Source organism: Kitasatospora xanthocidica (genome assembly GCF_014656195.1).
Classification (GTDB): Bacteria; Actinomycetota; Actinomycetes; order Streptomycetales; family Streptomycetaceae; genus Kitasatospora; species Kitasatospora xanthocidica.
Map to the genome: position 1 here is coordinate 405,852 of NZ_BNBY01000005.1, position 14,687 is coordinate 420,538.

12 protein-coding genes and 1 riboswitch are annotated in these 14,687 nt (G+C 72.0%); of the genes, 5 read left to right on the forward strand and 7 right to left on the reverse strand.

Translation table 11 applies throughout. The features are described from left to right. Positions 1–107: 107 nt before the first annotated feature. Positions 108–701, forward strand: coding sequence for an NADPH-dependent FMN reductase (locus IE332_RS12140; protein WP_189915789.1), 594 nt, complete (start codon positions 108–110; stop codon positions 699–701). A gap of 80 nt (positions 702–781) precedes the next feature. On the opposite strand, the gene IE332_RS12145 is transcribed toward IE332_RS12140, so the two are convergent. From IE332_RS12145 to gcvT, 7 genes are all read right to left on the reverse strand, one after another. Beyond that, a complete protein-coding gene (locus IE332_RS12145) occupies positions 782–1,693 on the reverse strand; it encodes a serine/threonine kinase C-terminal domain-containing protein (protein ID WP_189915790.1) in 912 nt (303 codons plus the stop codon). A gap of 30 nt (positions 1,694–1,723) precedes the next feature. Further along, complete coding sequence (locus IE332_RS12150) at positions 1,724–2,272, reverse strand: hypothetical protein (protein WP_189915791.1); 549 nt, start codon at positions 2,270–2,272, stop codon at positions 1,724–1,726. A 33-nt stretch (positions 2,273–2,305) separates the two neighbouring features. Continuing rightward, entirely contained in the window at positions 2,306–4,081 is a 1,776-nt protein-coding gene (locus IE332_RS12155; protein ID WP_189915792.1) for an AbeC-like domain-containing protein, read from the reverse strand. A gap of 269 nt (positions 4,082–4,350) precedes the next feature. Then, positions 4,351–5,718, reverse strand: coding sequence for an L-serine ammonia-lyase (locus IE332_RS12160; protein ID WP_189915793.1), 1,368 nt, complete (start codon positions 5,716–5,718; stop codon positions 4,351–4,353). 190 nt (positions 5,719–5,908) lie between these two features. Then, complete coding sequence (gene glyA, locus IE332_RS12165) at positions 5,909–7,189, reverse strand: serine hydroxymethyltransferase (RefSeq protein WP_189915794.1); 1,281 nt, start codon at positions 7,187–7,189, stop codon at positions 5,909–5,911. Positions 7,190–7,273: 84 nt separating this feature from the next. After that, a complete protein-coding gene (gene gcvH / locus IE332_RS12170; RefSeq protein ID WP_189915795.1) occupies positions 7,274–7,654 on the reverse strand; it encodes a glycine cleavage system protein GcvH in 381 nt (126 codons plus the stop codon). Positions 7,655–7,765: 111 nt separating this feature from the next. After that, positions 7,766–8,887, reverse strand: coding sequence for a glycine cleavage system aminomethyltransferase GcvT (gcvT, locus tag IE332_RS12175; RefSeq protein ID WP_189915796.1), 1,122 nt, complete (start codon positions 8,885–8,887; stop codon positions 7,766–7,768). Between the two features lie 230 nt (positions 8,888–9,117). Then, positions 9,118–9,222: riboswitch (glycine riboswitch) on the reverse strand. 248 nt (positions 9,223–9,470) lie between these two features. Between gcvT and IE332_RS12180 the strand changes: the two genes are divergently transcribed. From IE332_RS12180 to IE332_RS12195, 4 genes are all read left to right on the forward strand, one after another. Continuing rightward, positions 9,471–10,274, forward strand: coding sequence for an enhanced serine sensitivity protein SseB C-terminal domain-containing protein (locus tag IE332_RS12180; protein ID WP_189915797.1), 804 nt, complete (start codon positions 9,471–9,473; stop codon positions 10,272–10,274). 116 nt (positions 10,275–10,390) lie between these two features. Continuing rightward, entirely contained in the window at positions 10,391–11,329 is a 939-nt protein-coding gene (locus IE332_RS12185) for an enhanced serine sensitivity protein SseB C-terminal domain-containing protein (protein WP_189915798.1), read from the forward strand. A gap of 458 nt (positions 11,330–11,787) precedes the next feature. Then, positions 11,788–12,777 carry an ABC transporter permease gene (locus IE332_RS12190; RefSeq protein ID WP_189915799.1) on the forward strand — a complete coding sequence of 330 codons (990 nt, stop codon included), beginning with the start codon at positions 11,788–11,790 and terminating at the stop codon, positions 12,775–12,777. Between the two features lie 51 nt (positions 12,778–12,828). Further along, positions 12,829–14,589: an ABC transporter substrate-binding protein gene (locus tag IE332_RS12195; protein WP_189915800.1), complete on the forward strand. Its 1,761-nt coding sequence runs from the start codon at positions 12,829–12,831 to the stop codon at positions 14,587–14,589. Positions 14,590–14,687 lie beyond the last annotated feature (98 nt).

Sequence of the window (14,687 nt, forward strand, 5' to 3'; positions counted from 1 at the left end):
GTACGTCGTATCGCCAGTGGACGGCGTACGCGTCGATGTGTACGTTGTATCCGAGAGATACGCCGTACACATCAGCGCCGTCCATCACATCCCGGAGGGGGACCCCCATGTCCACGGACCAGAACCTGAAGGTCGCCGTCGTCGTCGGCAGCACCCGCGACGGCCGCTTCGGCCCGGTCGTCGCCGACTGGCTGCTCGGCCACCTCGACGCCCGCGGTGACATGACCGCCGACCCGATCGACCTGGTGGCGACCCCGCTGCCGACCACCTTCCCGTCCTTCGGTGGCGAACTGCCGCCGGACGAAGCCGCGCTGCTGGCCGCCGTGTCGCCCCGGCTGGAGGCCGCCGACGCCTTCGTGTTCGTCACGCCCGAGTACAACCACAGCTTCCCGGCCCCGCTGAAGAACGCCATCGACTGGCACAACCGGCAGTGGCACGGCAAGCCGGTCGCCTTCGTCTCCTACGGCGGCCTCTCCGGCGGCCTCCGGGCCGTCGAGCAGCTGCGGGTGGTGATGGCCGAGCTGAACGCGGCGACGATCCGCAACACCGTCAGCTTCCACGGCGCCGCCCAGTGCTTCGACGCCGACGGCAAGGCCCTCGACCCGGCCGCCGACGCCGCCGCCAAGACCATGCTCGACCAGCTCGCCTGGTGGGCGCAGGCGCTGCGCGACGCCCGGCGGGCCCGCCCGTTCGCGGCCTGAGCCGCCGAGGGGCGGGCCGGTGCCGGCAGACGGGGGCGGGGCGGGGCGGGGGTGGACGGTGGTCAGCGGTTGGACGGGGGTCAGCCGGTGGCCGCCGGGCACTGGGCGGTGAAGCAGAAGCCGGTCAGCTCCGCCTCCCGGAGGGCCTGGAGCGGGGTGGGCCAGTCGCCCTCGGGACCGGCCACGATGACGGCGTAGGCGGTGCCGTTCGGGCCGACGAGGACGTGATCGACCGCTTGTCGGACGGTTCCGGTCTTGGTGTTGTTGTAGGCGTACTCCAGCTCGGCGCTGCCGTCGGCGGTCCGCTCCAGGCGGATGCGACGGTAGCCCGGGTAGGTGTCCGGCGCGCTCGCCATGGCGGCATCGGTGCCGGAGGCCTCCTCGAACGGGGACCTGTTGCCCATCGCGAACACCTGGATCAGGCTGCGTTGGTCCGGGGACCGGTAGAACACGGAGCCCTTCTCCGTGTCCCGCTGCCAGCCGTCCGGGACGAGCAGGGTGAAGCCGTTTGGGTCCTGGGTCAGGTTGTAGTGCGGCCCGGTGGGGGTCGGTGTGGGCGTCGGCGTCGGGGTGGGCGACCCCGAGGCCGAGGGGGACGACGAGGGGGACGGCGAGGTGGGGGAACCGGACGCCGACACCGTCGGCCCGCCCGTCAGGGTGGCCGCGCCGGTCGGCTTTCCCCCGTCCTCGTGCCGGGTCAGCAGGTACCCGCCGCCGCCCGCGAGCACGCCGAGGAGCGCCCCGGCGAGGGCGGCGACCAGGATCCGTCGGCGCTTCCCGGTGGACGGCGGGCCCTCCGGCCGAGGCGCGCCCGGCGCGATCGGCGGCGGCGTGATCAGCGGCGGTGCGACCGGAGGGGGCGGGGGGACGGGCGGGGCGGCCGGCCGGGGTGGCGTGACCGGGGGAGCCACCGGCGGGGGCGGGGGCATGCCGCCCGCCGGTGGCCGGCTCACCCACTGCTGGCTGTTCTTGTCCCAGTACGTACCCGACATGGCCGTCCCCCCGTTGTTCCCGATCCCCGTTCAGCTGCCCAGGAACTGTTCGATCGCCTGCACGACCGCCAGCGCCGAGGCGAGTCCGGAGACTACCGTGGCCGAGCTCCGCAGGAGGTCGCGGAGCCGTTCCAGCCGGGTGCGCGGGGCGGTGCCGGTCTGTTCGAGGGCGGTGCCGACGGCGTCCAGCTCCTGTTCCACCTCGGCCACGCCGTTGCCCTCGGCCCGGGTGAACATCGGCAGCTGGCCGCGCAACGCGCCCAACGCCGCGAGCAGTTCGCGGGCCGGGGCGGTGAGGCGCACCGAGGCGTCGACGGCCGTCGCGTCCTCCCCGGCGGCGACCGCTCCACCCGTCATCGCGCCGATGGACACCCCGCCGGGCCCGGCGGCGGGCACCGTCAGGCCGCTCAGGTCCGGCAGCGGCTCGGGTGTCCCGGCCCGCTGGGAGCGGTCCTCGGCGCGGGCGCCGGGGCCCGCGGCGACGGCCCCGCCGGTCATCGCGCCGATCGACACCCCGCCGCTCGCCGGGGCCGGGGGCGTGTTCTCCTCGTCGTGCCGCACGTTCTGCTCCTCGCTCATGCGAAAGTTCCGACTCCTTGTCCGACAAGGCACTTAGGACGACTTGCCGCCGGACGGCGGCGGTGCCGGGGTGCCCGACTGCGCGGTGCCCCCGTTGGTGGCGACGGCGCCGCCGCTCATCGAGCCGATGTGGATCCCGCCCTGCATCACCTGGACCACGGTCTGCTCGAAGCGGTCGGTCTCGTACCCCGTCCGTTCCAGTGCGGTCCGCACGCCCTCGATGATCCGCTCCTCGATCGACTTCAGGTACCGCGAGACGTCGAGCTCCTGGAAGATCGAGACGCTCGCCGAGGTGGCGGCCTCGCGCAGCGAGAGGACGGGCCGGGCGGCCACCGGCATCAGGTCGTCCTCGGCCGTGACGGTCTGCACCCGGCCGCCGCCCGGGTGCAGCAGTGAGCGGAGCGCGGCGGGCCCGGCGGTGAACGCGGACATCGCCGGTGCGCGACGTCCCGGCCGGGCGCCCTGTTGGGCCACCGCGTCCGCGAGCAGCTCGTAGTCGCGGCGGACCGGTCCGAGCACGTACGGGACGACCTCGACCATCAGCAGGTTCCCCTGGGTGTGCACCCGCAACTGGACGGTCAGCACCAGCTGTTCGTCCCAGGCGCCGACCCGGACCCGCAGGAAGTGCCGGCGCCGCTCGCCGCCCTCGTCCACCGCCTCGGCGAGGTGCCGGCCGATCTCCTCGGGCGTGCGCACCACCTCGGCGCGCGCCGGACCGTACGGGAGGAAGACGATGTGCTCGATCTCCAGGTCCTTCAGCCGGTCCAGGCTGGTCTCGGCGGCGGCCTGCCGCAGGGCGGCCAGGCGCGGGACGACCAGGTCGAGGACGGTCCGGGCGGTGAGGGTGCCCGAGGGGGCCACCGGGCCGGTCTTGCGCGGCTTCAGCTCCAGGGTGAACGACCAGACGCTGAACGGGAATCCGAAGCCGAGGAAGGGGTCGGCCGGGTCGTAGACCACGAGCTGCGAGTACTGCTCCTCGGCGATGGCCCGATGCAGCGCCTGGTAGCGCGCCCGGGCCGGGAGTGGACGGACCGGCTGGCTCCGGAACGCCTCGCGGGTCAGCTCCCGGCGGACGGTCTGGGCGACCAGCAGCCGGTGTCCGCCCACCGTCGCGGCGAGCGCCAGCGGGAACAGCACGCCCGTCCCGTCCGAGTCCTTCAGGGTGAGCAGCGCCAGGGCCCAGTAGAGGACTTGGAGGATCACGGCGACCGTGGCGAGGAGCCCGCCGGTGGCGCGGCGGACGCCGGATTCCTGGGAGCCTTCGCCCGGCTTGGGCCGCGCGGGCGGGGGCGTGGCCGGGGCGTACAGCGCGTGCTCCCGGACCTCGGCGGGCTTGGCGTACCAGGACAGCAGGCTGACCAGCGCGTACAGGAAGGCGAAGTTCGCCGCGAACGGCGTCAGGAAGTGGGAGAGGTTGCCGAACACCGTGTCGGCCACCGACGCCCGGCCGTACGAGCCGCCGCTGTAGTACCCGCCGGCCAGATCCTCGCCGTAGTTCCGCCAGTAGTCGCCGTCCGGCGGGTTCTGGATCAGCGGCCAGTACTCGGTGACGAGGAAGCCGATCCAGATCACGGCGAGGAGCAGGCCGGTGCGGACCTCCATCGTCCGGGCCCGGAGGGCGTGCGCGAGGACGGTGACGAGGTCGAAGCCCAGCGACGGCGGGACAGAGCGCTCGTCGTGGTCGACCAGTTCGGTGATGACGCGGCGCCGGTAGTCCGGGTCGAGGTAGACCCCGGCGCAGAGCAGCCGGGTCGCCTCGGACGTCGCGTACGGCGAGGTCGGTGGCGGTGGCGGCGGTGGTGACGGCACCGCAGGCGGTCCCTCGGGCGGTGCAGGCGGTCCCTCGGGTGGTACGGGTGGCTCGTCGGGCCGCACCGGCCCGGTCCGGATGGTCATCCGCCTCCCCCTCTGGCGTGAACCAACTGGCCGAGATTATGGACCTCCTGACGGGTCGTCGGCCAGTAAAAATGCGCAGCGACATGGCGAAGGCCCCCGGGCGGAGGGGAGCTCCGCCCGGGGGCCCGGGCGCACCGGACCGGCGCACGACCGGTGCCCGATCGTGCGCCGTCAGCGCGGGGTCAGCACTCGATGACGTTCACGGCGAGGCCGCCGCGGGAGGTCTCCTTGTACTTGATCTTCATGTCGGCCCCGGTCTCCTTCATCGTCTTGATCGCCTTGTCCAGCGAGACGTGGTGCCGGCCGTCGCCGCGCAGCGCCATCCGGGCCGCGGTGACGGCCTTGACCGACGCCATGCCGTTGCGCTCGATGCAGGGGATCTGGACCAGGCCGCCGACCGGGTCGCAGGTGAGGCCGAGGTTGTGCTCGATGCCGATCTCGGCGGCGTTCTCGACCTGCTCGGGGGTGCCGCCGAGGACCTCGGCGAGGCCGCCCGCGGCCATCGAGCAGGCGGAGCCGACCTCGCCCTGGCAGCCGACCTCGGCGCCGGAGATGGAGGCGTTCTCCTTGAACAGCATGCCGATGGCGCCGGCCGCGAGCAGGAAGCGGACGATGCCGTCGTCGTCGGCGCCCGGGATGAAGTTCAGGTAGTAGTGCAGGGTGGCCGGGATGATCCCCGCCGCGCCGTTGGTCGGCGCGGTGACCACCCGGCGGCCGGAGGCGTTCTCCTCGTTGACCGCCATCGCGTAGAGGGTCACCCACTCCATCGCGTTGGCCGGCCCGATGCCCTCGGCGCGCAGCGCGCGGGCGGCCGCGGCGGCCCGGCGGCGGACCTTGAGACCGCCCGGCAGGATGCCCTCGCGGCTCATGCCGGCCCGCACGCACTCCTGCATCACGGACCAGATCTCCAGCAGTCCGGTGCGGATCTCCTCCTCGCTGCGCCAGGCCTTCTCGTTCTCCAGCATCAGGCCGGAGATGGAGAGCCCGGTCTCCCGGCTGAGCCGCAGCAGCTCGTCACCGGTGCGGAAGGGGTACTTCAGCACGGTGTCGTCCGGCTTGACCCGGTCCGCGCCGATCGCGTCCTCGTCGACGACGAAGCCGCCGCCGACCGAGTAGTAGGTCTTCTCCAGCAGCGTGGAGCCGTCCGCCGCGAAGGCCCAGAGGGTCATCCCGTTGGCGTGGTACGGCAGCGAGCGGCGGCGGTGCAGCACCAGCTGGGTATCCGGGTCGAAGTCGATGACGTGCTCGCCGAGCAGGTTGATCCGCTTCTCGGCGGTGATCCGCTCGACGTCCTGGTCGGCCCGGTCGACGTCGACGGTGCGGGGCGAGTTGTTCTCCAGGCCCAGCAGGACGGCCTTCGGCGTGCCGTGGCCGTGGCCGGTGGCGCCCAGCGAGCCGTACAGCTCGGCGCGCACGCCGGTCACCTGGGTCAGCAGGCCTTCGGTCCGCAGTCGGCGGGCGAACATCCGGGCGGCGCGCATCGGGCCCACGGTGTGGGAGCTCGACGGGCCGATGCCGATGGAGAAGAGGTCGAAGACGCTGATGGCCACGGAGGACGTCCTTGTCTGGTCTCGTGGAAGGACTTGCTGGCAGGGGGCGGGCACAGGACGGGGCACCCTGCACTGTCAAGTGTGCGGGGTGCCCCGGGGTGCCCTGTCCGGAGGAGGGGTGAGCCCGGTCACTTACCGGCCGGTCACATGCCGGCCGGCCGGTCACCGGGGGTCACCCGCTCACCGTTGATCAGTCCTGGTTGGCCAGGTTCGGGTACAGCGGGTACTTCTCGGCGAGGGCGGTGACGCGGGCCTTCAGCGCGGTGGCGACGGTCTCGTCGAAGGCGGGCTTGAGCGCCTCGGCGATGATGTCGGCGACCTCGCGGAAGTCCTCGGCCCGGAAGCCGCGGGTGGCCAGGGCCGGGGTGCCGATGCGCAGGCCCGAGGTGACCATCGGCGGGCGCGGGTCGTTCGGGATGGCGTTGCGGTTGACGGTGATGCCGACCTCGTGCAGACGGTCCTCGGCCTGCTGGCCGTCGAGCTGGCTGTTGCGCAGGTCGACCAGGACCAGGTGGACGTCGGTGCCGCCGGACAGGACGGACGCGCCGGCCTCGGCGACGTCGGCCTGCAGCAGGCGGTCGGCGAGGATGCGCGCGCCCTCCAGGGTGCGCTCCTGGCGCTCCTTGAACTCCTCCGACGCCGCGACCTTGAAGGCGACCGCCTTGCCGGCGATCACGTGCTCCAGCGGGCCGCCCTGCTGGCCGGGGAAGACCGCGGAGTTGATCTTCTTGGCCCACTCGGCCTTGGACAGGATGACGCCGCCGCGCGGGCCGCCCAGGGTCTTGTGGGTGGTGGTGGTGACCACGTCCGCGAAGGGCACCGGGTTGGGGTGCAGCCCGGCGGCCACCAGGCCGGCGAAGTGCGCCATGTCCACCATGAGCAGCGCGCCGACCTCGTCGGCGATCCGGCGGAACTCGGCGAAGTCCAGCTGGCGCGGGTAGGCGGACCAGCCGGCGATGATCAGCTTCGGCTGGTGCTCCTTGGCGAGGCGCTCGACCTCGGCCATGTCGACCTGGCCGGTCTTGTCGTCGACGTGGTACGCGGCCACGTTGTAGAGCTTGCCGGAGAAGTTGATCTTCATGCCGTGGGTCAGGTGACCGCCGTGGGCCAGGCTCAGGCCCAGGATGGTGTCGCCCGGCTGGATCAGCGCGAACATCGCGGCGGCGTTGGCCTGCGCGCCCGAGTGCGGCTGGACGTTGGCGTGCTCGGCGCCGAACAGGGCCTTCACGCGGTCGATCGCGATCTGCTCGACCACGTCGACGTGCTCGCAGCCACCGTAGTAGCGGCGGCCGGGGTAGCCCTCCGCGTACTTGTTGGTGAGCACCGAGCCCTGGGCCTCCATGACCGCCACCGGGGCGAAGTTCTCGGAGGCGATCATCTCCAGCGTGGTCTGCTGGCGGTGCAGCTCGGCGTCGACCGCGGCGGCGATCTCCGGGTCGAGGGCGTGCAGGGACTGGTTGAGAACCGTCATGGTGTGTTCTTCCCGGTGGAGGAGGAAAGGGGGGCCACGGTGGGGCGGGCCGACGCGCGCGCGGCCCGCCCGGTCACGAGCGGATCAGCTGCTGTGGGTGAGCGCGTCGTACTCGTCGGCGCTGAGCAGCTCGTCGGTGGACTCCACGCGGACCTTGAACAGCCAGCCGCCCTCGAAGGGGGCGCTGTTGACCAGGCCGTTGTCGTCCAGGACGTCCTGGTTGACCTCGGTGACCTCGCCGGTCACCGGGGAGTACAGGTCGCTGACCGACTTGGTGGACTCCAGCTCGCCGCAGGTCTCGCCCGCGGTCACGGTGTCGCCGACGGCCGGCAGCTGCACGTAGACGATGTCACCGAGCGCGTCGGCGGCGTGCTTGGTGACGCCGATCGTGGAGACACCGTCCGCGTCGGCGGCGGTCAGCCACTCGTGCTCCTTGGTGTACTGCAGGTGCTGGGGGTTGCTCATGGCGTCATTCTCCAGGATGGGAAGCGGGTACGGCGAAGCGGGCCGCCACGTGGACGGCTTCGACGTGCGGGTACGGGAAAGCGGGCGTTCGCGGGCGTCAGCGGGGCGGTGTCAGCGGGCGCGCTTGTAGAAGGGCAGCGCCACGACCGTGACCGGCTCGTGCTTGCCGCGCACGTCCACCGCGACGGTGGTGCCGGGGGCGGCGTGGGCCGCGTCGACGTACGCCATCGCGATCGGCTGCCCCAGCGTCGGGGACGGCGCGCCGGAGGTGATCCGGCCGATCGGGGCGCCGTCCGCGGAGACCACGGTGTACTCGGCGCGCGGCACCCGCTTGCCCTCGGAGACCAGGCCGACCAGCACCTTCGGAGGGTTGGTCTCGGCCGCGGCGGCGGCCTGCTCCAGCGCCTTGCGGCCGACGAAGGCGCCCTCGTTGGTGGTCTTGTCGAAGCGGACGACCCGGCCCAGGCCCGCGTCGAACGGGGTGAGGTCGGTGGACAGCTCGTGCCCGTACAGCGGCATGCCCGCCTCCAGGCGCAGCGTGTCGCGGCAGGACAGGCCGCACGGGATCAGGCCGCGGCCCTCGCCGGCGGCCGTCAGGGCCTGCCAGATCGGCTCGGCGTCGGCCGGGCGGCAGAAGATCTCGAAGCCGTCCTCGCCCGTGTAGCCGGTGCGGGCCAGCAGCACCTCGCGGCCGGCCACCTGGGCCGGGAGGACCGCGTAGTACTTGAGGCCGGGCAGGTCGGCGTCGGTGGTGTCGGCCAGGATCGCGGTGGACTCCGGGCCCTGGACGGCGATCAGCGCGTAGGTGTCGCGGTCGTCGGTGACGACGGCGTCGAAGCCCTTGGCACGGGCGATCAGCTCGTCGAGGACCAGCTGGGCGTTGGAGGCGTTGGCGACGACCAGGAAGGCGTCCTCGCGCAGGCGGTAGACGATCAGGTCGTCCAGGATGCCGCCGTCCTCGGCGCAGATCATGGTGTAGCGGGCGCGCAGCACACCCAGCGCGGAGACGAAGCCGACCAGCGCGTGGTCCAGCATCTCGCCGGCCTGCGGGCCGGTGACGGTGATCTCGCCCATGTGGGAGAGGTCGAACAGACCGGCCTTGGTGCGGACGGCGAGGTGCTCCTCGCGCTCGCTGCCGTAACGCAGCGGCATGTCCCAGCCGGCGAAGTCGGTCATGGTCGCGCCGAGGGCGCGGTGCAGCGCGTCGAGCGCGGTCAGGCGGAGGGACGACATGGCCAGGAACTCCTCGGTCGGGGCACTCAGGGGTGCACGCACCGGACCGGACCCGCTCGGGGACCGACCCTGCGCGCGGGCATGCGGCGGCGTGGGTCTCCCCATCTGTCGTCGAACCTGAGAGCTTCACCGCCCGCCGGCCCGCAGCTGTTTCCAGCTTGGGGGACAGCATGGCGGCTTGCACCGTGGGTGGGCGCGCGACAGGGCCGTGCGCCGCTTTCCAGATGTGCCTAACCCGTGCGGTAGGGGGGCCTGAGAGATTCCGGGGAGGACTTGCTCCTTCGGCGCCGGCTGTGCCGCGAACGCGGCACTCCGGGCTCTCCCGCGCGGGTTCGAGCGGCCGGTATGGAGTTGTGGGGCCCGCGGCGCATGCCGTCGGACGCGCACATCATGGCACGTCCCGGGCGAGGAAGGGAGAGGGGACCCGGTCACACGGCGGAGGCGGCCCGGTCGTACGGCGGAGGCGGCCCGGTCCTACCGCACGGGTACCGAACATCAGCCCTGGGGAGACGGTGCCGAACCCCTAGACTGCTGCGCGTCGGCGCAGAGGGCGGCCGACCGGCAGAGGGCGGATCGGCGGCGCATGGGGTACCCGGTGGAGCAGCAGCAGGGATGGGGCGGTCCGGAGTCGGCACCGGCGGGCGGCTCCTGGCCGGCCAACGAGCTGGAGCAGGTGCTGACCGCCGCCCTGGGCGACCCGGGCGCGACGCCGCGGGTGATCGAGGTGCTGGCCCGCAGCCAGGTGTGGGTGCCGCTGCCCGCCGGGGCCGACCCGCAGGGGCAGTCGCTGGACCTGCCGGTCATCGAGCTGGCCGGCGACCCGTACGTGCCGGTGTTCTCCTCGCAGGAGGTGTTCCTGCAGCAGGCGCCGGGGATGGCCTTCGCGATCGCGCCGGTCTGGGAGTTCGCCCGCGGGCTGCCGCTGGGCGTGGGCATCGCGGTGAACCCGGAGGCGGCGGTGGGCATCCCGGTGCCGCCGCAGGGCGTGGCCGAGCTGCGCCGCGGTCCGCGCGAGGAGCGCCTGGAGGGCGTCGAGGACCCGGCGGCGCCGACCGGCGGCCGGGTCGCGCTGCGGGAGCCGGTGCCGGGCGAGGACCCGGAGCACTTCCTGGCCGCCTGCCGGGCCGAACTCCACGCCCTGCCCGGGGTGCTGACCGCCCGCAGGGCGCTGGCCAGCATCGAGGGCGAGCCGACGGTGATGTTCGTGGGCGTCCAGCTGGATCCGGCGGCCCCGGCCGACCCGGCCGCGGTGAACGACGCGCTCGGCCGGGCGCTGGGAACCGCGCCGCTGCCGGGCGGCGTCCACCTCGTACTGCTCGACCTCGCCGAGGACCCGGTGGTCGAGTGGCTGCTCACCCGGGTCATGCCTTTCTACACGCGGGCGTGAGCGGGGTTCGTTCGTAGGCACGTCGCCGTGGCGGTGGCCGGTGCCGCGCCATAGGGTGCGTGCAGACGGCCGACGGGCCGGCGGGTTCGAGGAAAGAGGCGCGGCGAGGTGGGCGCATGAGTGCGGGAACGGGAGCGGGAGGGGTGCCGGGGCCCTGGGGCCAGGCACCTGCCGGGCGCCCGGGCACGGATCCGGGCGCGTTGGAGCAGGTCCTGCGCGAGGTCGCGCCGGAGCGCTGGGACGCGTACGAGCGGCTGCTGCACGCGCTGGCGGACGGCCGGGTCTGGATGCTGCTCTGGCACGGTACACCGGGCAGCCCGGACGCCCAGTACGGGAACATGGAGATCAGCGGCCACGGCTACGCGCCGGCCGTCACCTCGCCCGAGCAGCTGGCCTCCTCCGGCTGGGCGCGGGCGCACGAGGTCATCTCGGGCCGGGAGATCGCCGCTTCGCTGTACCGCACCCGCTGGGGCCTGTGGCTCAACCCGCACGCGCCCGGCGGCGGCGTCGGCGTGCCCTGGGCGGACCTGCGGCGGATCGCGGCGGGCCTGGACCGGCTGCCGGCCGGGCCGCTGAAGCTGAGCGAGCCGCAGCTCAACGCCCAGCAGTTCTTCGCGCTGCTGGAGCGCCAGGCCGGCGAGGTGCGCGCGGTCCGGGCGCTGCGCCGGGCCTGGGTGCAGCCGGCGGTGGGGGAGCCGTACCTGGCGATCGGCCTGGACCTGTACGAGAGCTCTCCGCCGGCGGTGGAGGCGGTGCGCGCGCTGATGCAGCGGGCGATCGCGGTGGCCCCGGAGGGGCTGGCGGTGTCCACGGTGGCGATGTCGGACGAGTACGACCCGGTGGCGCTGTGGATGCGCGCCAACGCGCGGCCGTTCTTCGACCGGGAGGCCGGACGTCCGGCGACCGGTCCGTACCCGCCGGTGCCGCCGCCGGCGTACCCGGGGCAGTCGATGCCCGGGCAGCCGATGCCGGGGTACGGCTACGGGACCCAGCCGCCCGCGCCGGGCTGGCAGCAGCAGCCCCAGCAGCCGTGGCCGGGCTACCCCGGGCGCTGATCGCCGAACCGCCCGGCCGGGAATACCGCCGCGAAGCCGACTTGACCACCCGTCACGTCGGCTTCGATGCTTTCCGGACGAATTTCCGATTCCGGTATCAGCGCATCTTGACATGCTTGTTACAGGCGTGTGAAGAGGGATATGCCGCAGATCGGCGACGTGCATGCCAGCAGATCACAGTTGGGCATCTGTCGGTTGTCAGGTCTGGCGTAAGCCAAGTCGCATGGCAGAGAGTTCTGCGCAACGCACCGCGCATTCGGAGCCCCACAAAGGTGAGCGCGTACGCCGACCTGCTCGTCCACGCGAAGCCCATCCCGCGTGGCGGCAGTGCCTGTGCACGACGCACTGCCGCGAACACCCGCTCCAGCTAGCACCTTTCGCACGTCCGCAGCCGCAGCGCCGAAGCCGGCGACCGGCACCCGTGGGCCGGCCACCGTCGGCGAGGGGACCAACTGACCATGACCGCATCCGTGACCACCGCCGGGAACGAACCGGAGGCAGCAGCCCCCGACGGCCCGGCCAAGAAGATCGAGGGCCGCTCCCTCGGTCAAATCGCCTGGACCCGCTTCAAGCGGGACAAGGCCGCCGTCGCCGGCGGCGTCGTGGTGATCCTCCTGATCCTCCTCGCCGTTCTGGCCAAGCCGATCGAGTCGCTGTTCGGACTCGACCCGGACGCCCTCCACCAGGACCTCCTGGACGCCAACCTGGGCGGTCTGCCGCTCGGCGACTGGGGCGGCATGAGCCTGGACCACCCGCTCGGCGTCGACCCCCTGCAGGGCCGTGACCTGCTCACCCGCGTCATCGAGGGCTCCTGGGTCTCCCTGCTGGTCGCCTTCGGCGCGACCCTGCTGTCCAACACCATCGGCACCGTGCTCGGCATCATGGCCGGCTACTACGGCGGCTGGGTGGACACGCTGATCAGCCGCGTCATGGACGTCTTCCTCGCCTTCCCGCTGCTGCTGTTCGCGATCGCGATCTCGACCTCGCTGCAGGGCGGCGCGTTCGGCCTGCACGGCCTGCCGCTGCACATGATGGTGCTGATCTTCGTGATCGGCTTCTTCAACTGGCCCTACATGGGCCGGATCGTGCGCGGCCAGACGCTCTCGCTGCGTGAGCGGGAGTTCGTCCACGCGGCCCGCAGCCTCGGCGCCCGCGGCCCGTTCATCCTGTTCAAGGAGCTGCTGCCCAACCTGGTCGGTCCGATCCTGGTCTACTCGACCCTGCTGATCCCGACCAACATCCTCTTCGAGGCCGGGCTGAGCTTCCTCGGTGTCGGCATCCAGCCGCCCCAGGCCTCCTGGGGCGGAATGCTCCAGGACGCGATCCGGTACTACCAGGTGGACCCCCAGTACATGGTCGTCCCCGGTCTGGCGATCTTCATCACCGTGCTCGCCTTCAACCTGCTCGGCGACGGGCTGCGCGACGCCCTCGATCCCAAGAGCAACTGACGCCGCGTCAGACCCTCCCTCCTCCACATCCTCAAGGGGTTGATCTCACCCATGCGTAGGTCCCGTACCGTCGCCCTGACCGCAATGGCCGCCGCCGCGGTCCTGGTCGTCACCGGTTGCTCCAGCTCGTCGAAGAGCGGCGACTCCTCCTCGTCCTCCGCCGCGGGCGCCGGTGCCGACGCGGCCACCAAGAACATCGTCAACGCCTCGGACAAGAAGGGCGGGACGGTCACCTTCGAGATGAAGGGCACCCCGGACTCGCTCGACCCGGGCAACACGTACTACGCGTACATCTACAACTTCTCGCGCCTGTACGCCCGGCCGCTGACCACCTTCAACCCGGCCGCCGGCGAGGACGGCAACAAGCTCGTCCCCGACCTCGCCGAGTCGATGGGCCAGCCGAGCGCGGACGGTCTGAGCTGGACGTACAAGCTCCGCAAGGGCCTGAAGTACGACGACGGCACGCCGATCACCTCGAAGGACGTCAAGTACGCCGTCGAGCGCTCCAACTTCGCGCCGGACGTGAACTCCAACGGCCCGACCTACTTCCACGACCTGCTGGTGGACAACCCGACGCCGTACGCGGGCCCGTACAAGGACAAGGAAGGTGATCTGAAGTCGATCGAGACCCCCGACGACACCACGATCGTCTTCCACCTGCAGCACCCGTTCGCGGACTTCGACTACCTGGTGAGCGCCCCGCAGACCGCGCCGGTCCCGCAGGCCAAGGACACCGGTGCCGACTACGTCAAGCACATCGTGTCCTCGGGCTCCTTCAAGTTCGAGTCCTACGAGGACGGCAAGCAGGCCACCCTGGTCCCGAACACCAACTGGGACAAGAGCACGGACCCGATCCGGAAGCAGCTGCCGGACAAGATCCAGCTCAAGATGAACATCGACCAGGCCACCATCGACAAGGACCTGCTGGCCGGCAACGCCCAGGTCGACCTGGTGGGTGGCGGTGTCGACCCGCAGACCCAGGCGCAGATCCTGCAGAACCCGAAGCTGAAGGCCAAGACCGACAACGCCTACGGCGGCCGTCTGGTCTACCTGGCGATCAACTCCAAGGTCGCGCCGTTCGACAACGTCGAGTGCCGCAAGGCCGTCCAGTTCGCGATCGACAAGGTCTCGGTGCAGACCGCCGAGGGCGGCCCGATCCGCGGCCAGATCGCCAACACGGTGCTCCCGCCGGACATCCCGGGCCACCAGGACTTCAACCTGTACGAGACCAAGGACAACAAGGGTGACGAGGCCAAGGCCAAGGACGCCCTGAAGGCCTGCGGCAAGGACGGCATCAACACCGTCCTGTCGGCCCGCACCGAGCGCGCCACCGAGGTCGCCGCCGCCACCTCGATCCAGGCCGCGCTGAAGAAGGTCGGCATCAACGCCGAGATCCAGCAGTACCCGCAGGGCAAGTACCTGACCGACAGCGCCGGCGCGCCGCAGTTCACCCAGGACCACAACATCGGTCTGATGATGATGCAGTGGGGCGCGGACTGGCCGACCGGCTACGGCTTCCTGCAGCAGGTCGTCGACGGCCGCGCGATCAAGGCCTCCGGCAACAGCAACCTGTCCCAGCTGAACGACCCGTCCGTCAACAAGCTGATCGACGACGCGGCCGTCAACCCGGACAAGGCCGCCCGCGAGAAGATCTACGGCGACATCGACAAGAAGGTCATGGAGCAGGCCGTCATCGTCCCGCTGACCTACTTCAAGGTCTTCCTGTACCGCCCGGACAGCGCCACCAACCTGGCCTCCACCCCGGCGTTCTCGGGCGAGTACGACTACCTGAACATCGGCTCCGCCAAGTAAGAGCCTGGCTCCGCATCCCTGAAGGCAGGTGAAGGCAGCGGCGCCCGCCGCCGTCCGGAGGATCCCGGACGGCGGCGGGCCGCCGGAGCCGCCCAACT

Excerpts from the sequence above, each read along its gene's own strand:
- glyA (WP_189915794.1), bottom strand. The coding sequence starts at position 7,189 with ATGACGGTTCTCAACCAGTCCCTGCACGCCCTCGACCCGGAGATCGCC.
- gcvT (WP_189915796.1), bottom strand. The coding sequence starts at position 8,887 with ATGTCGTCCCTCCGCCTGACCGCGCTCGACGCGCTGCACCGCGCCCTC.
- gcvH (WP_189915795.1), bottom strand. The coding sequence starts at position 7,654 with ATGAGCAACCCCCAGCACCTGCAGTACACCAAGGAGCACGAGTGGCTG.
- IE332_RS12185 (WP_189915798.1), top strand. The coding sequence starts at position 10,391 with ATGAGTGCGGGAACGGGAGCGGGAGGGGTGCCGGGGCCCTGGGGCCAG.
- IE332_RS12145 (WP_189915790.1), bottom strand. The coding sequence starts at position 1,693 with ATGTCGGGTACGTACTGGGACAAGAACAGCCAGCAGTGGGTGAGCCGG.
- IE332_RS12180 (WP_189915797.1), top strand. The coding sequence starts at position 9,471 with ATGGGGTACCCGGTGGAGCAGCAGCAGGGATGGGGCGGTCCGGAGTCG.
- IE332_RS12150 (WP_189915791.1), bottom strand. The coding sequence starts at position 2,272 with ATGAGCGAGGAGCAGAACGTGCGGCACGACGAGGAGAACACGCCCCCG.
- IE332_RS12195 (WP_189915800.1), top strand. The coding sequence starts at position 12,829 with ATGCGTAGGTCCCGTACCGTCGCCCTGACCGCAATGGCCGCCGCCGCG.
- IE332_RS12140 (WP_189915789.1), top strand. The coding sequence starts at position 108 with ATGTCCACGGACCAGAACCTGAAGGTCGCCGTCGTCGTCGGCAGCACC.
- IE332_RS12190 (WP_189915799.1), top strand. The coding sequence starts at position 11,788 with ATGACCGCATCCGTGACCACCGCCGGGAACGAACCGGAGGCAGCAGCC.